General features: G+C 69.5%; 20 protein-coding genes. 13 read left to right on the plus strand and 7 right to left on the minus strand.

Annotation, left to right across the window (positions count from 1 at the left end):
• Positions 1-374: L,D-transpeptidase (locus QZ753_RS17175; protein WP_294645381.1), on the plus strand; the 374-nt coding region annotated here is incomplete at its 5' end.
• Positions 375-431: 57 nt separating this feature from the next.
• Here QZ753_RS17175 and glcF read toward each other — a convergent pair.
• A complete protein-coding gene (glcF, locus tag QZ753_RS17180; protein WP_294645382.1) occupies positions 432-1,766 on the minus strand; it encodes a glycolate oxidase subunit GlcF in 1,335 nt (444 codons plus the stop codon).
• An 81-nt stretch (positions 1,767-1,847) separates the two neighbouring features.
• On the opposite strand from glcF, the gene QZ753_RS17185 reads away from it, so the two are divergent.
• Positions 1,848-2,054: a hypothetical protein gene (locus QZ753_RS17185; RefSeq protein WP_294645384.1), complete on the plus strand. Its 207-nt coding sequence runs from the start codon at positions 1,848-1,850 to the stop codon at positions 2,052-2,054.
• 68 nt (positions 2,055-2,122) lie between these two features.
• Here QZ753_RS17185 and QZ753_RS17190 read toward each other — a convergent pair whose 3' ends face one another.
• The 3 genes from QZ753_RS17190 to QZ753_RS17200 are packed head-to-tail and all read right to left on the minus strand — an operon-like array spanning position 2,123 to position 5,092.
• The gene (locus tag QZ753_RS17190; RefSeq protein ID WP_294645386.1) at positions 2,123-2,365 is read right to left on the minus strand and encodes a DUF433 domain-containing protein; all 243 of its coding nucleotides are present in this window, start codon (positions 2,363-2,365) and stop codon (positions 2,123-2,125) included.
• Position 2,366: 1 nt separating this feature from the next.
• A complete protein-coding gene (gene glcE, locus QZ753_RS17195) occupies positions 2,367-3,599 on the minus strand; it encodes a glycolate oxidase subunit GlcE (RefSeq protein ID WP_294645387.1) in 1,233 nt (410 codons plus the stop codon).
• Positions 3,599-5,092, minus strand: a complete 1,494-nt coding sequence (locus QZ753_RS17200; protein WP_294645389.1) for an FAD-linked oxidase C-terminal domain-containing protein — start codon at positions 5,090-5,092, stop codon at positions 3,599-3,601. Before QZ753_RS17200 ends, glcE begins: the two co-directional genes overlap by 1 nt.
• A 128-nt stretch (positions 5,093-5,220) precedes the next feature.
• Here QZ753_RS17200 and QZ753_RS17205 point away from each other — a divergent pair, with 128 nt between their 5' ends.
• The 6 genes from QZ753_RS17205 to QZ753_RS17230 all read left to right on the plus strand — a co-directional run bounded on the left by QZ753_RS17205 (position 5,221) and on the right by QZ753_RS17230 (position 11,825).
• A complete protein-coding gene (locus QZ753_RS17205) occupies positions 5,221-5,763 on the plus strand; it encodes an O-acetyl-ADP-ribose deacetylase (protein ID WP_294645391.1) in 543 nt (180 codons plus the stop codon).
• Between the two features lie 57 nt (positions 5,764-5,820).
• Positions 5,821-6,777: a phosphatase PAP2 family protein gene (locus QZ753_RS17210; protein WP_294645392.1), complete on the plus strand. Its 957-nt coding sequence runs from the start codon at positions 5,821-5,823 to the stop codon at positions 6,775-6,777.
• A 393-nt stretch (positions 6,778-7,170) separates the two neighbouring features.
• Positions 7,171-7,917 (plus strand): 16S rRNA (uracil(1498)-N(3))-methyltransferase, encoded by a 747-nt coding sequence (locus tag QZ753_RS17215; RefSeq protein WP_294645394.1) that lies wholly within the window; start codon positions 7,171-7,173, stop codon positions 7,915-7,917.
• A gap of 118 nt (positions 7,918-8,035) precedes the next feature.
• On the plus strand, positions 8,036-9,409 hold the full coding sequence (locus tag QZ753_RS17220) for a glutamate--cysteine ligase (protein ID WP_294645396.1): 1,374 nt from the start codon (positions 8,036-8,038) through the stop codon (positions 9,407-9,409).
• A 114-nt stretch (positions 9,410-9,523) separates the two neighbouring features.
• Positions 9,524-10,366: a hypothetical protein gene (locus tag QZ753_RS17225; protein ID WP_294645398.1), complete on the plus strand. Its 843-nt coding sequence runs from the start codon at positions 9,524-9,526 to the stop codon at positions 10,364-10,366.
• Positions 10,367-10,511: 145 nt separating this feature from the next.
• Positions 10,512-11,825, plus strand: a complete 1,314-nt coding sequence (locus QZ753_RS17230; protein ID WP_294645400.1) for a hemolysin family protein — start codon at positions 10,512-10,514, stop codon at positions 11,823-11,825.
• An 86-nt stretch (positions 11,826-11,911) separates the two neighbouring features.
• Here the strand turns inward: QZ753_RS17230 and QZ753_RS17235 are convergent, their stop codons facing one another.
• On the minus strand, positions 11,912-12,196 hold the full coding sequence (locus QZ753_RS17235; protein ID WP_294645402.1) for a DUF1127 domain-containing protein: 285 nt from the start codon (positions 12,194-12,196) through the stop codon (positions 11,912-11,914).
• Positions 12,197-12,382: 186 nt separating this feature from the next.
• Between QZ753_RS17235 and QZ753_RS17240 the strand changes: the two genes are divergently transcribed.
• The 3 genes from QZ753_RS17240 to QZ753_RS17250 all read left to right on the plus strand — a co-directional run bounded on the left by QZ753_RS17240 (position 12,383) and on the right by QZ753_RS17250 (position 15,618).
• Positions 12,383-13,336, plus strand: coding sequence for a LysR substrate-binding domain-containing protein (locus tag QZ753_RS17240; protein ID WP_294645404.1), 954 nt, complete (start codon positions 12,383-12,385; stop codon positions 13,334-13,336).
• Positions 13,330-14,949, plus strand: coding sequence for an exodeoxyribonuclease VII large subunit (gene xseA, locus QZ753_RS17245; protein WP_294645406.1), 1,620 nt, complete (start codon positions 13,330-13,332; stop codon positions 14,947-14,949). Before QZ753_RS17240 ends, xseA begins: the two co-directional genes overlap by 7 nt.
• Before the next feature lie 201 nt (positions 14,950-15,150).
• Complete coding sequence (locus QZ753_RS17250) at positions 15,151-15,618, plus strand: hypothetical protein (RefSeq protein ID WP_294645408.1); 468 nt, start codon at positions 15,151-15,153, stop codon at positions 15,616-15,618.
• 21 nt (positions 15,619-15,639) lie between these two features.
• Here the strand turns inward: QZ753_RS17250 and QZ753_RS17255 are convergent, their stop codons facing one another.
• A complete protein-coding gene (locus tag QZ753_RS17255; protein WP_294645409.1) occupies positions 15,640-16,695 on the minus strand; it encodes an NAD(P)-dependent alcohol dehydrogenase in 1,056 nt (351 codons plus the stop codon).
• A gap of 192 nt (positions 16,696-16,887) precedes the next feature.
• On the opposite strand from QZ753_RS17255, the gene QZ753_RS17260 reads away from it, so the two are divergent.
• On the plus strand, positions 16,888-18,255 hold the full coding sequence (locus QZ753_RS17260) for an alpha/beta hydrolase (RefSeq protein ID WP_294645411.1): 1,368 nt from the start codon (positions 16,888-16,890) through the stop codon (positions 18,253-18,255).
• On the plus strand, positions 18,252-19,799 hold the full coding sequence (locus tag QZ753_RS17265) for a GMC family oxidoreductase (RefSeq protein ID WP_294645412.1): 1,548 nt from the start codon (positions 18,252-18,254) through the stop codon (positions 19,797-19,799). Before QZ753_RS17260 ends, QZ753_RS17265 begins: the two co-directional genes overlap by 4 nt.
• Here QZ753_RS17265 and QZ753_RS17270 read toward each other — a convergent pair whose 3' ends face one another.
• Positions 19,800-21,140 (minus strand): aspartate aminotransferase family protein, encoded by a 1,341-nt coding sequence (locus QZ753_RS17270; RefSeq protein ID WP_294645414.1) that lies wholly within the window; start codon positions 21,138-21,140, stop codon positions 19,800-19,802. It abuts the gene before it with no gap.
• Positions 21,141-21,175: the final 35 nt, after the last annotated feature.

Below are 21,175 nucleotides of genomic sequence, written 5' to 3' on the forward strand. Positions count from 1 at the left end.
CCGAATGGCCGGGCTGGACACCGCCGGCCGCCATGCGCGTGCGCGAGAAGGCGAAGGGCCGCATCCTGCCGGCCTACATGCCGGGCGGCCCGGAAAATCCGCTCGGCGCGCGCGCCATGTATCTCTATCGCGGCGGCGGCGACTCGATGTTCCGCATCCACGGCACCAACCAGCCCTGGACCATTGGCCTCAACATGTCGTCGGGCTGCATCCGCATGATGAACGACGACGTCGCCCACCTCTACGAGCGCGCCAAGCGCGGCACCAAGGTCGTCGTCATCGGCCCGGGCCAGCCGAACCGTCTTGTCCAAGAGACCGGCACCGTGCGTCCGGCCGGCCGGAAGCCCGGCCTCTTCGCCGGCGTCTTCGGCTGATCGCAGCCCTCCCAACCTCCTCGAACGGCCCGCCCTCGCGCGGGCCGTTTGCCGTTCCTACTCCGCCGCCACGGCAGCAGGGCGCGGCGTGAAGCCTTCGAGCGCGGCGGGCTTCTCGCCTCCGAAGGCCCAGTCGAGAAGCTCGACCGTGTGGACGATCGGGATCGCGGTGGCCGAGCCGATCTGCGTCATGCAGCCGATATTGCCGGTCGCGATGATATGGGGCCGGATGCTTTCGATGTTGGCGACCTTGCGGTCGCGCAGCTTTGCCGAAATCTCCGGTTGAAGGATGTTGTAGGTCCCGGCCGAGCCGCAGCACAGGTGCCCCTCCGGCACGTCGCGGACCGTGAAGCCGGCCTGCGCCAGAAGCACCTTCGGCGCCTGGCCGATCTTCTGCCCGTGCTGCATCGAGCAGGCGGAATGATAGGCGACGACGGCGTCGACCGGCCGCTCGGGCAGGGGCAGGTCGAGCCTCGCCAGATACTCCGTCACGTCCTTCGCCAGCGCCGAGACGCGCGCGGCCTTCTCGGCATAGGCCGGATCGAGCCGCAGCATATGGCCGTAGTCCTTGATCGTCGTGCCGCAGCCCGACGCCGTGATCACGATGGCCTCGAGCCCCCGCCCCTCGATCTCGGCGGTCCAGGCGTCGACGAGTCGCCGCGCGAAGCCGAGCGCCTCGTTCTCGCGCCCCATGTGGTGGACGAGCGCCCCGCAGCATCCCTCGCCCGGCGGCGAGACGACCTCGATGCCGAGCCGCCCCAGGAGCCGGACGGTGGCGGCGTTGATGCCGGGATCGAGCACCGACTGGGCGCAGCCGGCGAGGATCGCAACGCGCCGTTCCCTGACCGCGGCCTTGGCCGCGCTCGCGACCGGCCGCACCGGCGCGGCCGGCAGGCTGGCCGGGGCAAGCCTCAGCATGGCCGCAAGGGGTTTGAGCGGCTTGATCCCGTCGAGCACGCCCGCGAACGGCCGCCCGAGGCGCGCGGCTTGGAGCGCGAGGCGGAAGCGGCCGGGATAGGGCAGCACCTTGGCAAGAAGCCATCGGATCAGCCGGTCGGGCATCGGGCGCCGGTAGGTCCGCTCGATATGCACCCGCGCGTGATCGACGAGATGCATGTAATTCACGCCGGACGGGCAGGTCGTCATGCAGGCGAGGCAGGACAGGCAGCGGTCGATATGGGTGACCGTCTTCTCGTCCGCCGGCCGGTTGTTCTCCAGCATCTCCTTGACGAGGTAGATGCGCCCGCGCGGGGAATCGAGCTCGTTGCCAAGCGTGACATAGGTCGGACAGGTCGCCGTGCAGAAGCCGCAATGCACGCACTTGCGCACGATCCCTTCCGTATGGGCCGTATCCGGATCACGCAGGGCTTGCGGGGAAAAGGCGGTTTGCATGGTGACGCGGCGCTCCTGATTTCAGACACGGCCCCGGGAGCCGACCGTTGTCACGGTGCCGGGTCGGGCGGTCCTGACTGCATGGACGATCTCCTCGACCATGGTAGCGAGGACGTGAAGGCGCTGGCCTGGAACGACGATCAAAGCCAGTGCCCGATCGCTGAAGGTCTGTTGATGCGCCATGTTACGATCGCAGGTCAAAAGTACGGCGCAACCCTCCGCCTGCATCGCCGTGAGAAGGTCCCCATCCTTGAGCCCTTTCCAACCCGCCGGAAACGGTTCGACTAAGCACCTGGCCTCGGTGAGTAGGCTGGCCAGCTTTCTGGGGAGTGCCTTGTCGAGAACGACCCTCACGGTCAGGCAACCAACCGGTCGACCCGCTCCGTCACGAGGTGAAGAGCGGCTTCGACCTGCCAGCGCTGCACGGTCGGGAAGTTCTCCAAAAATTCGTCGAGCGACATGCCGTCCGCAAGGTTTTCGAACAGCGCTTCGGCTGGAACGCGAGTGCCGGTGAAGACGACCGCACCCGACAAGACGTCCGGGTCGCGGGAAAAGACCTGATCCGACCTCATGCCGATCTCCATCGATTGCTCGGCCACGTTATCCCATCCTTCCGGGATTGAGGATGCCCTTGGGGTCGAACTGGTCCTTCAGGCGCTGCGACAAAGCCGCGAGCGGGCCGGGCTGGGGCTGGAATACCGGCACCGCCGCCCGGTCGGAAAGGCTGGCGCGCACGAGGGTCGCGTGGCCGCCGCCGTGGCGGGCAAGCTCGGTGCGGACCGTCTCGGCTTGCGGTCCGCCGTCGAGGCGCAGCCAGACGAGGCCGCCCTGCCAGTCGTAGAAGGCGTCGGCGGCGAGCCGCATCCGCAGCGCCATGACGAAGCCCGGCGCACGCGTCGGCGTCATCGAGATGCGCCAGACCGGTCGCTCGGTGCCGTCGGCAAACGGCATGACGTCGCGCACGTCGCGCCAGAAGGCGACCGACGCCTCGCCGTCCAGCCGCTCGAGCAGCCCGACGCGCTGGAGACCGGCGCTTAAGTGCGCCGCGCGCGCCTCGACCGACGGGCCGAACCCGTCGAGCCGGATCGCGGTGGCCGCCTCCCGCCCGAGCGCGCCCTCGGCAACGCGTGCCGGGATGCCGTAGGGCAGATGCGCGGCGCCGGACGCCTCGGCGGAGGAGCCAATCGCCGCGGCCATCGCGCCGGCCGCCGCCTCGTCGTCGAGGCCGCGCACCACCAGCGTCGTCTCGGCCGGGGGCTTCGGCATCACCTTGATCGTCAGATCGGTGAGGACGGCGAGCGTGCCGAAGGAGCCGGTCATCCCTTTGGACAGGTCGTAGCCCGTCACGTTCTTGACGACGCGCCCGCCCGCCTTGAAGGCCTCGGCCCGGCCCGAGACGGCCGACAGGCCGAGGACGTGATCGCGCGCCGCGCCCTGCTTCAGCCGGCGCGGGCCGGACAGGTTGCAGGCGATCGCGCCGCCGAGGGTGCCGAGACCGCGCGGGCGGCCGTGCAGCGGGCCGTAGTCCATCGGCTCGAAGTCGAGGCGCTGCCCCTTCGCCTCGACCAGCGCCTCGACTTCCGCGATCGGCGTGCCTGCGCGGGCCGACAGGACGAGTTCTTCCGGTTCATAGAAATGGAGGCCGGACAGCGCTGACAGCGAGAGCGTGCGGGCCGCCTGGACCGGGCGCCCGAGCCCGGCCTTCGAGCCCGACCCTTCGACGGCGAGCGGCGTCTCGTCGGCGAGCGCCGCAGCGACGATCTCGAGGACCTCCTCCGGCGAGCCGGGACGGAGCATGTCGCCTTGCGGAGGCGCGAGGGATGCTGCGGACATCAGAACCGGGGAAGCTCGGGAAAGGGCAGCTGCCCCTTATGGACATGGAGCCGGCCGAGTTCGGCGCAGCGGTGCAGCACCGGAAACATCTTGCCGGGATTGAGGAGGTGCCTGGAATCGAAGGCGCACTTCACCCGCTGCTGGTGCTTGAGATCGTCCTCGCCGAACATCTCGGGCATCAGGTCGCGCTTCTCGATGCCGACACCGTGTTCGCCGGTGAGCACGCCGCCGACCTCGACGCACAGGCGCAGGATGTCGGCGCCGAAGTCCTCGGCGCGCTGCAGTTCGTCGTCCTTCGAGGCGTCGTAGAGGATCAGGGGGTGGAGATTGCCGTCGCCGGCATGGAAGACGTTGGCCACCGCCAGCCGATGCTTCTGCGACAGGGCGCGCATGCCGGCCAGCACCCGCGGCAGTTCCTTGCGCGGGATCGTGCCGTCCATGCAGAGATAGTCCGGCGAGATGCGGCCCACCGCCGGGAACGCCGCCTTGCGGCCGGCCCAAAAGGTCATGCGCTCGGCGTCCGACTGCGAGACGCGCGCGGTGGTCGCGCCGTTCTCGCGTGCGATGCCCTCGACCTCGTTCAAGAGATGGTCGACCTCTGCGCCCGGCCCGTCGAGCTCGACGATCAGCAGCGCCTCGACGTCGAGCGGGTAGCCGGCATGGACGAAATCCTCGGCCGCGCGGATCGCGGGTGCATCCATCATCTCCATGCCGCCGGGAATGATGCCGCGCGCGATGATCGCGGCGACGCAGGCCCCGGCCTGTTCCGAGGTCGGGAAGCCGATCAGGACGGCGCGCGCCGTTTCGGGCTTCTGCAGGATGCGAACGGTGACCTCGGTGACGACGCCGAGCAGCCCTTCCGAGCCCGTGAGGAGGCCGAGAAGGTCGTAGCCTTCCGAGTCGAGGTGCTTGCCGCCGAGGCGGATCACCTCGCCCTCGATGGTGACGAACTCGACGCCGAGAACGTTGTTGGCCGTTAGGCCGTATTTCAGGCAGTGCACCCCGCCCGAATTTTCCGCCACGTTGCCGCCGATCGAGCAGGCGATCTGCGAGGACGGGTCGGGCGCATAGTAGAAGCCGGCATGCTCGACCGCCTTGGTGATCCCGAGGTTCGTCACGCCCGGCTGCACCACGGCGCAGCGGTTGTCGAAGTCGACCTCGAGGATGCGGTTGAAGCGCGACAGGACGAGGAGCACCCCGTCTTCCAGCGGCAGCGAGCCGCCGGACAGCGACGTACCGGCCCCGCGCGGCACGACAGGCACCTCGTTCTCGTGGCAGTAGCGCAGCACGGCCGCCACCTGCGCCACGGTCTCGGGCAGCACCACGACGAGCGGCATCTGGCGATAGGCGGTCAGGGCGTCGGTCTCGAAGACGCGCATCTCGACGCCGGCGTCGACCACGCCCTCGCCCGGCACGATGGCACGCATGGCGGCCACGATCGCGGCCCGCCGCGCCATGATCTTGGGGTTCGGCTTTGGCATCGCGATGGTCATCGGCGCCTCCCGTCGGTATGCTTCTTGTCGGTCTTGAACGCAGATTAGAGCAATTCCGAGCCGTCCCGAAACCCGCACACCGCAATTTGTCGAGCGATGCGCGGGGACCGGCGGCCGAGGAGGACGTCATGGCGCGGATCGAGCGGGCCGGCACGGTGATCGAGGTCACGGTCGGCGACATCTCGGACTGCAAGGTCGACGCGATCGTCAACGCGGCCAACCCGAGCCTTCTCGGCGGCGGGGGTGTCGACGGGTCGATCCATCGCGCGGCCGGACCCGAACTCTTGGAGGAATGCCGCACGATCGGCGGCTGCCCGCCGGGCGAGGCGCGGATCACCTTCGGCTACAAGCTTCCCGCCGCGCGTGTGATCCATACCGTCGGTCCCGTCTGGCACGGCGGCACGCAGGGCGAGGACGAGGTGCTGGCGAGCGCCTACCGCTCGTCCTTCGCCCTGGCGCGCGACAACGGCCTTCGCTCGATCGCATTTCCGGCGATCTCCACCGGCGTCTACGGCGTCCCGAAATGCCGGGCCGCCCACGTCGCCGCGCACGAGGCGCTGGCAGCGGCCGACGCCGGCCATTTCCGCCGCATCGTCCTCGTCTGCTTCTCCGAAGGCGATGCGGCGACCTACGGCCGGGCGCTGGAGATGGCTGAAAGCAAGGATCGTTGAGCCGTGAGGCGCCGGGCTTCATCGCTTTGAAACGGAGGTGTCGTATCGTCCGCGCCCATGAAGCTGACCCGCCTCTTCGCCCGCCCCGGCGAGCGCATCCTTGCGATGGCCATTTTGTGCGTGTCCCTCGTGATCGCAACGATCACGTCGGTGCGACATGCGCCGATCGACTGGTCCGGCTACGCGCTGCAGGCAGCGCTCGTCCTGGTGGCAGGCCTGGTCGGAGCCGCGTATCGCTTCAGTGGAAGGGACGAGCGCCTTGCCTCCGCAGCGCTTTCGACGGCCCTGCTCCTGCAGTTCACATCGGTCCTTGCGACGTACAACTACCTCCTCCTGCCCAACTCCGGTTTCTCGCTCGATCCATGGCTGGCCCGAAGCGATGCGCTGATCGGCTACCGTTGGAGCGACTGGGTGGAGTGGAGCGCCGGCTGGCCGCACCTTGCGAGGCTTCTGGGATGGATCTACGCCTCGACCCTGGCTCAGATCGCGATGCTCATCCTGGCACTTGCCGGACTGCGTCTCTGGACAGTGCTGGACCGGATGCAGGTGACGCTCGTCTTCGCGGCGATCGCGACCGTCGTCTTTTGGGGCGCCTTCCCCTCAATCAGCATTTCCGCCTTCCAGCCGATCTCAGCGGAAGCTGCCCGCATCGTCGCGCCGATGGTCGGGCCGGACGTCGGCTCCATGCTCCTTCATCTGCTCCGGTACGGGCCCGACAGGATTTCTCCGAATGAGATGACCGGCGTTATCGGCTTCCCCTCGTTCCACACCGTGCTGGCGCTCTTGTGCACGCGATTCGCATGGCCTGTCCGTGCTCTGAGATATCCGTTCCTTGCGATCAATCTCGCGATGGTCCCCGCGATCCTGCTGCACGGGTCCCACTACGTTCTAGATCTCTTCGGCGGCGTCCTGTTCTTCGTGGCGGCGAACGCGGCGGCCCGTAGAACGGTCGCCGCACTGGGTGCGACGTCCGACACCACCCGCGTGGAGACGGCGCTCGCCCCCAGTCTCTAGTTCTGAACGGCCTGCACAGACCCGCCGTCGACGCGCATATTCGCGCCGTTCACGAAGGAGGTGCGTTTCGAGACGAGGAGCGCGATGACGGCGGGGCGACCTCCTCGGCCTCGCCGCGTCGCTTCTGGACGATGCCGGGACGCTCTTCCGCAAGGAAGCTCGGCCGTCGCCCAGCCCATGCCGTCGCCGGCGCCGGCGCCGGCGATGATGGCGACGCGCCCGCCGATCTGGATATCCCTGCCGCGGTCCTCGAAGGGTTTCCCGCGCGCGCCCGGTCGTGCGGGTGGAAATCGCGAGGCCGCTCGCTACAACGAAGGAAGCTTGGCCTGCCCGATGGGTCACGGCCAAGCGTTCGCAGCCCGTTCGGCTCCGCCCGACGCCTCGAGGACTTGGATGCCCGACTACGATTTCTCCGGTCAACGCCTATTCCTCGACGCGCCGCTCGCCTCGGGCGATGCCGTGGAGGCGGACGCCGGCCAGACCAACTACCTCCTCAACGTCCTGCGGCTCGACGACGGTGCGGGCGTCCTCGTCTTCAACGGGCGCGACGGCGAATGGCGCGCGCGGCTGAAGCGCGAGGGCAAGAAGCGTCTGTCCCTCGTTCCCGAGAGCCGCGTGCGCGAACAGACCGCGGCCGCCGACCTCCACTACTGCTTCGCACCGCTCAAGAGCGCGCGCCTCGACTACATGGTCCAGAAGGCGGTGGAGATGGGCGCGGGCCTCCTGCAGCCGGTCCTGACGCAGCATTGCCAGGCGCCGCGCGTCAACGTGGAGCGCATGGCGGCCAATGCCGTGGAGGCCGCCGAGCAGTGCGGCATCCTGTCCGTGCCCGAATGCCGCGAGCCCCTGCGCTTCGACCGCTTCCTGGCGGACCGGGACGCCGCCCGAGCCCTCATCTTCTGCGACGAGCGCGCCGACGCGGCGAGCCCGCTCGAGACGCTGGCCGCGCTGAAAGGGCAGCCGCTCGCCCTCCTGATCGGCCCGGAAGGCGGGTTCTCGGCGGGCGAGCGCGACGCGCTCCTCGCCCTTCCGAACGTTCACCGCATCTCGCTCGGGCCGCGCATCCTGCGCGCCGACACGGCGGCGGTCGCCGCGCTCGCCGCCATCCAGGCGAGCGCGGGCGACTGGATCGCCGCGTGAGGCGGCCGCACCGTTCACCGCAAGGCCCTTGCCTGCCGCCCGGAAAGCGGACAGACACCGCCCCAATACGCCGTGGTTCTCGGACCGCGGCGATTCCGACTTCTGGCTGGAGCCCCTGATGGCGCGCGACACCACCGACCTGACCCCGATCCGCTCCGTCGACGAACTGGTCGCCCACATCGCCGAGGGCGAGAAGCCGCCGCAGGACTTCCGCATCGGCACCGAGCATGAGAAGTTCGGCTTCTACGCGGCCGACCTGTCGCCCGTGCCCTACGAAGGCGATCGCGGCATCCGCCGCCTTCTGGAGGGCATGGCCGCGCTGTCCGGCTGGGAGCCGATCCTCGACGAGGGGCGGATCATTGGGCTGGCAGGCGCCAGCGGCCAGGGCGCGATCTCGCTCGAGCCGGGCGGGCAGTTCGAGCTGTCGGGCGCCCCGCTCGAGACGCTGCACGAGACGTGCATCGAGACCGGCCGCCATCTCGCCGACGTCAGGGAGATCGCCGATCCGCTCGGCATCCGCTTCCTCGGGATCGGCTCGAGCCCGCTCTGGCGGCTCGACGAGACGCCGGTCATGCCGAAATCGCGCTACGCCATCATGGCGCGCTACATGCCGAAGGTCGGTACGCGCGGCCTCGACATGATGTTCCGCACCACCACGATCCAGGTCAACCTCGACTTCGCCTCCGAAGCCGACATGCGCGCCAAGATGCAGGTCGGCATGCGCCTGCAGGCCGTCGCCTCGGCGCTGTTCGCCAACTCGCCCTTCACCGAGGGACAACCGAACGGCCTCCTGTCCTGGCGCTCCGACGTCTGGTCCGACGTCGACAACCAGCGCTCCGGCCTCCTGCCCTTCGTGTTCGAGGAGGGCTTCGGCTACCGGGACTATGTCGAGTGGGCGCTGGATGTCCCGATGTACTTCGTGATGCGCGAGGGGCGCTATCACGACGCGACCGACATCACGTTCCGCCAGTTCCTCGACGGCGCGCTGAAGGGCCGGGTCGAACAGCCCGAACCCAACATGGGCGACTGGGCAAACCACCTCTCGACCCTGTTTCCAGACGTGCGGCTGAAGCGCTTCATCGAGATGCGCGGCGCCGACGGCGGACCGTGGCACGGCATCTGCGCCCTGCCCGCCTACTGGACCGGCCTTCTCTACGACGAGGGTGCGCTCGACGCCGCGATGGCGCTGACGCGCGACATCGACTTCGACGAGGCCTCGCGCCTGCGCGCGAACGTGCCGCGCCTCGGCCTCGCGACCCCGTTCCGGGACGGGACCGTCCTCGACCTCGCGCGCGACACGCTGGAGATCGCCCGCCAGGGTCTTGCCGCGCGCGCGCGCCTCAACGAGGACGGCCACGACGAGACGATCTTCCTCGCGCCGCTCGCCGATATCCTGGCGCGCGGCGAGACGGCGGCGGAGGAACTCCTGCGTCTTCATCGCGGGCCCTGGGGCGGCCGGATCGATCCCTTGTTCCAGCATCTCGCCTACTGAAACGGCACGCGCGGGCGGCGACTTGCCGCCCGACGGCTTGGCAGCGCCGCCGGGGCGCGTCATGCTGCCCCCTCGCGCCGTGCCGCGTTTCGCACGGGGAATACGGGGACCGGAATGACCGATTTCTTCGACTGGCTCACCGCGACCGACGCGGGCGTCCTGGCCGACCGGCTGGCGACGCAGTTCCGGCTCAGCCAGGAGGAAATGCGCCGCACGACGGATGCGCTGGTGCCGGCCTTCATGCTCGGCTTCCAGCGCTCGATGCTCGACCCCGACGCCTGGGGCAAGCTCCTGCGGGGCTTTGCGCCCTCGCTCCCCTCGGGCGCGACCTCCGCCCTGCCCTCGCAGGAGGCGGGCGAAGCCTTCGTGCGCACCCTGTTCGGGCCGGAGCTCGCGGGGGCCGTCGCGCGGCAGGCCTCGCTCCTCAGCGGTCAGGCGCCGGACGTGATCGAGAAGATGATGCCGGCCCTCGGGCTCCTGTCGTTCCAGTCGATGCTGCAGACCATGGCGGCCTTCGGCCGGCAGGCGCCGGGTTCCTACCCGACCGACCCGGCGGGACAGGCGATGGCGGAGGCCATGCGCCGCTCGGCCAACGCGCTGGAAGCCTTCAGCCGCCCGGCCGACGCGCCGCGCTCGCAGCAGCAGGCGATGACCGATCTCTTCGCGGGCGCCCTGCGGGGCTGGCCCTGGATGAACGCGGCGGCCGCCCAGCCGATGGACCCGATGGCGCTGATGACGGCCTGGACCACCGGCTGGATGCGTCCGGCGGCCCCCGCCGCGCCCCCGCCGCCGCGCCAGCCCGCACCGGCGCCCGAGCGCGGGAGCCCCGCGCCGTCCGGTCCCTTCGCGTTCGCCGGGATGCTGGCCAACGCCCAGTCGCTGCAGGCGGAGTACATGCGCGAGATGCTCGGACTGTTCGACCGATACGGCGCCGGCCCCCGCGCGCCCGGAAGCTGAACGCGGTAGCGGGGGCGCGAGCCTACAAGGCTTGGGCCGCCCCGACGCAAGTTTGCACGCGAACGCTATTGGAAGAGTGGGGCTCTGCCACCTATAATCCCGCGCATCGTCAATCGAGGGACCCGGGTTCCCTCACGGATACCGGATGCTAGTCGCTAACCTTCTGATCGTCGTCTTCCTGATTCTTCTCAACGGCTTCTTTGCAATGTCGGAACTGGCGGTGGTCTCCTCCCGCCGCGCCCGGCTCCAGCAGATGGCACAAAGCGGGAAGCGAGGGGCGGAAGGGGCGATCAAGCTGATCGACGACCCGACGAGCTTCCTGTCCACCGTCCAGATCGGCATCACGCTCGTTGGCATCTTCGCCGGCGCCTACGGTGGCTCGGTGTTCTCCGGCCCGCTGGCCGAGTTCCTGGCGCCCCTCCCGGTGATCGGCGCCTATGCGGAAGGCTTCGCCTTCGGCCTCGTGGTCGTCCTCATCACCTATTTCTCGCTGATTCTCGGCGAACTGGTTCCCAAGCGCTTCGCGCTGGCGAACCCGGAAGCGATCGCCTGCTTCGTCTCCTCGCCGATGCGCGCGCTCGCCAAGATCGGCGCGCCGATCGTCTGGTTCCTGCGCGTCTCGACCGAGACGGTCGGCAAGCTCGTGGGTGCCAACGAGAAGAACGAGAACGCCGTGACCGAGGAGGAGGTCAAGGCGATGATCGCGGAAGGCACCGAATCGGGCGTCTTCGAGGAAAAGGAGCGCGAGATGATCGAGGGGGTGCTGCGCATCGCCGATCGCAACGTGCGCTCCATCATGGTGCCGCGCCCCGACGTCGCCTGGATCTCGCTGGCCGATTCGCCGGACGCGATCCTCGACGAGATCCATTCGAGCGGCCACTCGCGCTTCCCCGTCGCCTCCGAGGACGTCGACGACCTCGTCGGCGTGGTGCAGGCGAAGGAACTTCTGGAGCAGTACCGCAAGACCGGCTCGATCGACGTGCGGACCGCCGTGCGCGAGCCGCTCTACGTCAACGAGACCATGCCGGTCCTCAAGCTTCTCGACCGGTTCCGCGCCGTCAATATCCACATGGCGATCGTGCTCGACGAGTACGGCTCGTTCGAGGGCGTGGTGACCCCGACCGACATCCTCGCCGCCATCGCGGGCTCGCTGCCCGAGGGCGCCGAGGAGGACTATTCGGCGGTGCGCCGCGACGACGGCTCCTATCTCATCGATGCCGGCATGCCGATCGACGACGTCGAGCGCACGCTCGGCTCCGCCCAGCTGCCGCGCGAGCGCGACTACGAGACGCTGGCCGGCTTCATCCTCGACCAGTTCGGCCACATCCCGGAGGTCGGCGAATCGATCCAGTACGGCGCCTGGCGCTTCGAGGTGGTCGATCTCGACGGACGGCGCGTCGACAAGATCCTTGCCGTGCAGACCGGCGAACTCGTGGGCGCCTTGCGCGAGGACGCCTGACCGCGCCGACGCGGCCCAACGCCCTGACATGAGAAAGGCCGCCGCGATCCCTCGCGGCGGCCTTTTTCTTGTTCGGATCGATCCCGTCAGTCCCGGCGGGGGCTGATACGGCCCCGCCGACGGGCGGCGGCCAGCGCCAGCTTGAATGTCGGGTCCTCGCGCCAGTCGGCATGCAGCGCCTCGTGCACGTCGTCCCGCTTCAGCCCGATGTCCTTCAGGAGATGATCGGGAAGCTCGGACACGCGATAGGCCGCGCGACGATTGAGGAGCGTGCGGACGATCGCGCGGAAGGCGGGAAAGGCCAGGCCACCCTTGGTCGGGGCGAGCATCTCCATCACGGACGGGCGGGGCGTCTTCGTAGCGAGCGTCATGGCAAGGTCTCCTTTCGAGGGCCATACGGTGCGTCGGGACAAGGCGGGGCCGTTCCGCCGGACGGAGGGTCCGGCGGCGGAAACGATCGGCGCGGTGTTGACGAGGTTGGAGATAGATCGGCTTGACGGATCAGGCCAACGAATGTTCCTTATGGGCTGCATCATCAATCCTGATGGATCGCCGCCATGGCCTCGCCGCTCGATCTCGACCAGCTCCGCACCTTCGTCGCCATCGTCGACACCGGAAGCTTCACCCGCGCGGCGGAGGAGGTGTTCAAGACGCAGTCGGCCGTGTCCATGCAGGTTCGCCGCCTGGAAGAGCGGCTCGGCGCCGACCTCTTCGAGCGCAACGGACGGACCGTGAAGCTCACCGACGACGGGGCCCGGCTCCTGACCTATGCGCGGCGGATGCTCTGCCTCAGCCAAGAGACCCTCTCGGCCTTCGACGAGGAGACGATCGAGGGCCATGTGCGCATCGGCCTGCCGGACGACTATGCCGAGCGCTTCCTGCCCGAGATCATGGCGCGCTTCGTGCGCTCGAACCCGCGGGTGGAGCTGCAGATCGCCTGCGAGACGACCTCGAGCCTCATAGAGCATGTCGAGAAGAACCATCTCGACGTCGCCCTCGTCTGTCCGACCAAGACCCATGCCTGGTCCGAGATCGTGCGAACCGAGCCGCTCCACTTCGTCACCTCCGCCGCCCATTCGGTCCATGAGGAGCCCGTGCTGCCGCTCGCGATCGGACGGGCGGACTGCGGCTGGCGCCAGCAGGGCATCGAGGCGCTGCGGCGCGTCGGGCGCGAGCATCGCATCCTCTTCACCTCATGGTCGGCGCAGATCGTCACCTCCGCCGTGCTCGCCGGGCTGGCGGTCAGCGTCCTGCCGGAATGCGCGCTGCGGCCGGGCATGCGCGTCCTCACCGAAGCCGAGGGCTTCCCGCGGCTCACGGATGCGCAGATCGCCCTCATGCGCGGGCGCAACAGCCAGTCCTCGGCGGTCGCAGCGCTCGTCCAGCACATCCGCGAGAGCCTGCAGAACCTGCCGGTGACGCCGCGCGAGACCATCACGACGCGCCTGCCGGAAACGCGGATGATCCGCTCGCAGCGCCTTCGCCCGGGCGTGGGGCTCGCCGGATGGTGAAGCGCGCGCGCGCGGCGATCGCGCCGGTCGAGGACGTCACTGAAGCCGAGGCCGGCAGCAACGTCGCGGAATATTCGGTCTCGGAGATTTCCGGCGCGCTGAAGCGCACGGTCGAGGACACGTACGGGCATGTGCGGGTGCGCGGCGAGGTGTCGGGCTATCGCGGGCCGCATTCGTCGGGGCACGCCTATTTCGCCCTCAAGGACGACCGCTCGCGGCTCGAGGCCGTGGTCTGGCGCACCACCTTCTCCAAGCTCGCCTTCAAGCCCGAGGAAGGGCTCGAGGTCGTCGTCACCGGCAAGCTGACGACCTTCCCGGGCTCGTCGAAGTACCAGATCGTGGTGGAGGCCATGCAGCCGGCCGGGGCCGGCGCGCTGATGGCGCTCCTCAACGAGCGCCGGCTCAAGCTGGAGGCCGAGGGGCTGTTCGCAGCGGAGCGGAAGCGCCCCCTGCCCTTCATGCCGCGCGTCATCGGCGTCGTCACCTCGCCGACCGGCGCCGTGATCCGCGACATCCGCCATCGCATCGCCGACCGCTTCCCGCTTCACGTCCTCGTCTGGCCGGTGCGCGTCCAAGGCGAGACCTGCGGAGAAGAGGTCGCGGCCGCGATCGACGGGTTCAACGCCATCGAGCCGGGCGGGCCGGTTCCCCGGCCGGATGTCCTGATCGTCGCGCGCGGCGGCGGCAGCCTCGAGGACCTCTGGGGTTTCAACGACGAGGGCGTCGTGCGCGCCGCCGCCCGCTCCGCCATCCCGCTGATCTCGGCGGTCGGGCACGAGACGGACTGGACGCTCATCGACCATGCGGCCGACCGCCGGGCGCCGACGCCGACCGGAGCCGCCGAGATGGCCGTACCGGTGCGCGCCGACCTCGTGGCGACGCTCGCCGCACTGGACGCCCGCGCCTCGGCCGCCGTCTCGCGCACCCTCCAGGCCGAACGCCGCGCCGTCGCCCACCTCGCCCGCGCCCTGCCCTCGCCCGACCTCCTCCTGTCACTGCCCCGCCGCCGGCTCGACGAGGCCGAGACCGGGCTCGGACGCGCGCTTCGCTTCTACACCGCCGAGCGGCGACGGATGCTCGGCGACGCGGCGGCCGAACTCTCGCCCACCCGCCTCGAGGCGGCGATCCGCGACCGCCGCGCCGACCTGCGGCATGCCGAGGCCGGCATCTTCCACGCTCTTACGCGCACGCTCACGCGGCGCCGCCACCAGTTGGAGCGGCTGGAAGGATCGCTCCGCCCGCATGTCGTCGCCGCGCGCTCCGACCAGGCGCGCCTGCGCCTCGCGCAGGCCGGCGAGCGCATGGACCGGGCGTTCGGCGATCTCGTCTCGCGCCGCAAGGTGGCGCTCTCGGGTGCGTGGCGCGTCGCCGCCAGTCTCGACCCGCGGCAGGTGCTGGAGCGGGGTTACGCCATCGTGCGCGGGGCCGACAACACGCCGATCACGAGGGCCGAGGACCTGAAGCCCGGAACCGCGTTCGAAGTGGAGTTCGCCCACGGCCACCGCCGGGCAGCCATCGCGACGGAAGGAGACGGCGAGGCGCCGCGGCTTGCCAAGCCGGCACGCCGCAAGTCCACGCTCGCACCGGAAACCGCGCAGGGCGATCTGTTCTGACCGTCAGGCATGGGTCGACGCTGGAACCTCGTGCCGGCTATCGATCTTGAATTGAAAACCTGAATCTCATACGCGTGATGGTTGACGCATGAACGCTCGTTCGATCTGATTAGCCCCGAAACGATCCCTGCCTGTCCGGAGCTCACCGTGTCCGTCGAACCGCCTCCCACACATCAGCCGAGCGGGCGGGGAACGGGCCGGATGCTCACCGGGGAACTCGTGTGGGAGTTCGGGCAGAACACCATGTCGCTGAGCCCGGACTTCGCCGAGCGGCTGGGATTTTCCCGCGCCAGCGCCCATGCGATCGGGATCACGTGCTTTCGCGATCGCGTCGTCCGCGAGGATCTCGACCTTCTCTACGAGCGCCTGTCGCGCAGTTTCCTGCGTTCGGAACCGATGGTCAACGTCTACGGGCTCCATCTGGCCGACGGGACCGTGCGCCGGGTGCGCAGCCTCGGGCAGTGGAAGATGAGCGACGCCGGCAAGCCGACGCTGTTCACCGCTTCCATCGCCGAGGTGCAGAGCCGACTTCATACGGCGGTCGAGGACGAGTTCATCGAACGGATGATCGACCTGCGCTTCCTCGCCGAGCGGGCCGAGGACGACCGCTACCGGCAGATCGTCGACCGGATGCTGCGCGAGATCTGGACGCACCGCCGCCCGATCTGATGCCGGGCGGCGGTGCTGCGATCAGGCGGCCTTCTTCAGGGTCGCCATGTCGATCACGAAGCGGTACTTCACGTCGCTCTTCAGCATGCGCGCGTAGGCCGCCTCGATGTCGTGGATGTCGATCATCTCGATGTCCGAGGTGATGTTGTGCTCGGCGCAGAAGTCGAGCATCTCCTGCGTCTCCGCGATGCCGCCGATCAAGGATCCCGCGAACGAGCGGCGCTTCCAGATCACCGAGAAGGCGGCGACCGAGAGCGGCTTCTCCGGCGCGCCGACCTGACACATCGTGCCGTCGCGCTTCAGGAGGTTGAGGTAGGCGTTGACGTCGTGGTCGGCGGCGACGCAATCGAGGATGAAGTCGAAGGAGGTCGCGTGCGCTTCCATCTGCTTCGGATCGGTCGAGACGATCACCTCGTCGGCACCGAGGCGCTTGGCGTCGTCGGCCTTCTTCGGCGAGGTCGTGAAGAGGACGACATGCGCGCCCATCGCATGGGCGAGCTTCACGCCCATGTGGCCGAGACCGCCGAGGCCTACGATGCCGACCTTCTGGCCTGGCTGGACGTTCCAGCGGCGCAGCGGCGAATAGGTCGTGATCCCCGCGCAAAGGAGCGGTGCGACGGCGGCGAGCTCGAGGTTCTCCGGGATGCGCAGCGTGAAGCCCTCGTCCACCACGATGGCGTCGGAATAACCGCCCATCGTGACCTTGCCGGTCTCCTTCTCGATCCCGTTGTAGGTGCCGACGAAGCCGTTGTCGCAATACTGCTCGAGACCGTCGGCGCAGTTCGGGCAGTTCTGGCACGAGCCGACCATGCAGCCGACGCCGGCGAGGTCGCCGACCTTGAACTTGGTGACGGCCGAGCCGACCTCCGACACGCGGCCGACGATCTCGTGGCCAGGCAGGCAGGGGTAGATCGTGTTCTGCCACTCGTTGCGGGCCTGGTGCAGGTCGGAATGGCAGACGCCGCAGAACAGGATGTCGATCTTGACGTCCCGCTCGCCGACATCGCGGCGCTCGAACGTCGTATGCGACAGCGGCTTGTCGGCGGAGTCCGTGGCAAAGCCTTCGCAGCGGAACATGGGCAATTCTCCGTTGATGGGTGCGGGCGCGCAAATAGGTTCGACTGGTTGCGCGCAAAGGGTCGTCGGGGGATTGTCCTCGCGACCGCGTGATCGGCCACGGGGCGACAGTTTGCAGCAGGCTCGATCGGAACCCGTTGCCCGCCCAAACTTTAGACAGGCTCGACGATTCATTTCGGTCCCGCGGAGCCCATGCCCCCATCATCTTCAGCCGACCGTCCGGCGCTGGTCTTCCTCCACGCCCTCGGCTCGAGCCGCCATGCCATCGACGGCGTCGCCGCGCGTCTTGCCGACCGCTTCGACGTCATCGGCATCGACCTGCCGGGTTTCGGCGAAACCCCGCTCAGCCGAGGCACCAGCGTCGAGGACATGGTCCGCCATGTGGCGGGCGAACTGTCCGGCCGCCTGCCATCCCGCTGGCTGCTCGCCGGCCACTCGATGGGTGGCAAGATCGCCACCGTTCTGGCCGCGCGGACGCTCGCCGGAGACGAGGCCCTGTTCGGCCTCTCCGGCATCGTGCTCCTGGCGGGCTCGCCGCCGAGCCCTGAGCCGATGGACGAGGCGCGGCGCGAGGACATGCTGGCTTGGGTCCGCAGCGGAGAGACGCTCGGCGACGAGGCCATCCGCCAGTTCATCGATGCCAATGTCGGCGCACCGCTGACGCCCGAGGACGATGCGCGGATGGCACAAGACCTTCGCCGCACGACGGGCGAAGCCTGGGCCGCCTGGCTCGAGCGCGGCAGCCGCGAGGACTGGTCGGAAATGGTCGGCACCCTGCCGCTGCCCGCCCTGATCCTTGCCGGCGGTGCGGACGGCGACCTCGGGCCGGACGGGCAGCGCGAGACCAACGCCCGCGTCTATCCCCAGGCGACGGTGGAGGTTCTGGACGGCGCCGGGCATCTCCTGCCGCTGGAGCGCACCGAGGCGGTGGCAGACGCCATCATCCGCTTCTGGGACGAGCACGCGGGCCTTGGGCCGACGGTTCCCCTGGAACAGTCGCAGCTCATCGCCTCGCCGCGCGTCAGCGCGCGCACCCGCGGCATCCTGGCCCGCCGCCTGCTCCCGCCCGATGCCGCGCCGCGATTCCTGAGCGACTCACAGCGCCGGACGCTGCGGGCGCTCGCCACGCGCGTCGTGCCGCAGGACGGCCCGCCGATCGACCTTGCGGCCCTCGTCGAGGGGCAGATCGCGGAAGGAAAGGGCGACGGCTGGCGCCCCGCCGTTCTGCCGAACGACCGCGAGGCCTACACCCGCGCGCTCGACGCGCTGGCGGGGCTCGACGCCCTGCCGGAAGCGGAACAGGACGCGCGTATTGCCGACGTCGCCGAGGGGCGCTTCGCACCCCCCGCTGGAGGCTTGAGCGCCGATCAGATGTCCGCCTGGTTCGAGGACGCGCGGGTCGATCTCGTGCGCAACTGGCTCGCCCATCCCGCCACGATGGCGCGGATCGGCTTCGATGGATTTGCCAACGGCGGCGACGGCGCGCGCAAGCAGGGCTTCGAGCGCCTCGGCGCCGGCGAGCGCGAAGGCTGGGAACCGGTTCTGGAGACGGCCCGATGAAACTCGACAAGATGCGCACCCACGGCGTCAACGACACGGTCGATGTCGTGGTCGTCGGCACGGGCGCGGGCGGCGCGCCGCTCCTCGCCATGCTGGCCGCCAAGGGCCTCAGCGTCGTGGCGCTCGAAGCTGGCCGCAATTTCGAGCCGGGCGAGCATACGCCGGACGAGATGGAAGGCTCCGACATCAACTGGATGGAGGAGCGCCTGTCGGGCGGCGACACGCCGACCGCCTTCGGCCCCAACAATTCAGGCATGGGCGTCGGCGGCTCGACGCTGCACTGGGGCGCCTTCACGCCGCGACCGAGCGAAGCCGACCTGACGCTGCGGTCCGGCAGCGGCGAGGGCCTCGACTGGCCGATCGCCCATGCCGAGGTGATCCGCTACATCGAACGGGTCGAGCGCTTCATCGGCGTGTCCGGCCCGGCTGACTACCCGTGGGACCCCGCGCGCCGTTATCCCCTGCCGCCGGCCAAGCGCAACGCCTCGGCGGACATGATGGCGCGCGGCTGCGAGGCGCTCGGCATCCGCGCCACGGACGCGCCCGCCGCCCTCGTCTCGCGCGACTGGGCCCAGGAGGCGGCGCCGCTCCGGCAGGCCTGCGTCAACTGCGGCTCCTGCCACCAGGGATGCCGCAACGGCTCCAAGGCGAGCATGGACACGACCTACCTGCCGCTCGCCGTCTCGATGGGTGCCGAGATCCGGCCGGAGGCGCGCGTCCACACGATCGAACGTGACGCCGCGGGCCGCGTCACGGCCGTCGTCTACCGCCGCAACGGGCGCGACGAGCGCCAGCGCTGTCGGCACCTGATCCTGGCCGCCGGCGGCGTTGAGACGCCGCGGCTCCTCCTCCACACGGGGATCGCCAACGGAAGCGGCCAGGTCGGACGCAACTTCATGGCGCATGGCGCGACGCAGGTCTGGGGCCGCTTCGACACCGAGATGCGCGGCTGGCGCGGCTATCCGTCCTCGCTCCTGACCGAAGATACGATCCGGCCTGCTGACGCGGACTTTGCCGGCGGCTACCTCATCCAGAGCCTCGGCGTCATGCCGCTGACGATCGCGACGACGCTCTCGCGCGGTGCCGGTCTCTGGGGCGCCAAGCTCGTCGAGGCGATGGACCAGTATCGCTTCATGGCGGGCGTCGGCATCAACACCGAGTGCCTGCCCTACGACGACAACCGCTTGGAGCTCTCGGACGAGGTCGACGACTTCGGCGTGCCCAAGGCGAAGGTCACCTTCAGCCTCAAGGACAACGAGCAGCGGATCGACCGGCACGCCGTGCGCACGATGAAGGCCATCGTGGAGGCGGCCGGCGGGCGCGACATCCGCGTCCTGCCGCGCACCGCCCACACGATCGGCACCTGCCGGATGGGCACCGACCCGTCCGCGTCGGTGGTCGATCCGGACGGTCGCAGCCACGAGATCGAAAATCTCTGGATCTGCGACAACTCGATCTTCCCGAGCGCGGTGATCGCCAATCCGGCCCTCACTATCATGGCCCTGTCGCTGCGGACCGCCGAGCGGTTCCTCGCACGGGCCTGATCAGGCGGTCGCCGCGATCACCTCGGCAAGCGTTGCCGCCATCTCGTCGATCTGCCCCGCCTCCACGATGAGCGGCGGGGACAGGGCGATGATGTCGCCGGTCACGCGGATCAGGAGGCCGCGCGCCAGACACTCTGTGAAGACGTCGTAGGCGCGCGTGCCCGGCGTGCCGTCGCGGGGCTGGAGCTCGATGCCGGCGACGAGGCCGATCGTGCGCACGTCGACGACGTGGGGCGCATCGGCCAGCGCGTGCATCGCCCTTGCGAAGTGATCGGCGAGTTCCCCCGCCCGGGTCAGGAGACCCTCGCTTTCGTAGATGTCGAGGGTCGCAAGGCCCGCGGCGCAGGCGGCCGGATGCCCGGAATAGGTGTAGCCGTGGAAGAGCTCGATCGCGCCCTCCGGCCCGTGCATCAAGGCGTCGTGGACATGACGCCCGGCAAATACGGCGCCCATCGGGATGACGCCGTTGGTGAGGCCTTTGGCGGTCGTCACGAGGTCGGGCACGACGCCGAAATGGTCGGTCGCGAAGGGCGAGCCGAGACGGCCGAAGCCGGTGATCACCTCGTCGAAGATCAGAAGGATGCCGTGGCGCGTGGCGATGTCGCGCAGGCGCTGGAGATAGCCCTCCGGCGGCAGGAGGACGCCGGTCGAGCCGGCCACCGGCTCGACGATCACAGCGGCGATCGTCTCCGCGCCGTGCAGCGCGACGAGACGCTCGAGGTCGTCGGCGAGCTCCGCGCCGTGTCTCGGCAGGCCGTCTTTGGTGTAGGCGTTGCGGGCGATGTCGTGCGTGTGGCGCAGGTGATCGGTGCCCGGCAGGGTCGGAAAGACGCGGCGGTTGTTGACGAGGCCGCCGACCGAGATGCCGCCGAAGCCGACGCTGTGATAGCCGCGCTCGCGCCCGATGAGCCGCGTGCGCGTGCCCTGTCCGATCGCCCGCTGGTAGGCGACCGCGATCTTCAGCGCGGTATCGACCGATTCCGAGCCGGAGCCGGTGAAGAACACGCGGTCGAGCTTCCGCCCCTCCGGTCCCGGCGCGATGGACGCAAGTCGCTCGGCGAACTCGAAGGCGATCGGATGTCCCATCTGGAAGGACGGTGCGTAGTCCAGCGTCATCAGCTGGCGCTCCACCGCGCTCGCGATCTCGCGGCGCCCGTGGCCGGCATTGACGCACCAGAGGCCCGCCGTGCCGTCGAGAACGCGTCGCCCGTCCATGTCGGCGTAATACATGCCGCTCGCGCTCGCGAGGAGCCGCGGCGCCTGCTTGAACTGCCGGTTCGCCGTGAACGGCATCCAGTAGCTGTCGAGGGCGGGCATGTTCGGTCGGGCGTGGTGGTTCATGGGATCGGCTCCTGACGATGCTGGAGGGAACCCCG

It is taken from the genome of uncultured Aureimonas sp. (assembly GCF_913775355.1).
Lineage (GTDB): Bacteria > Pseudomonadota > Alphaproteobacteria > Rhizobiales > Rhizobiaceae > Aureimonas.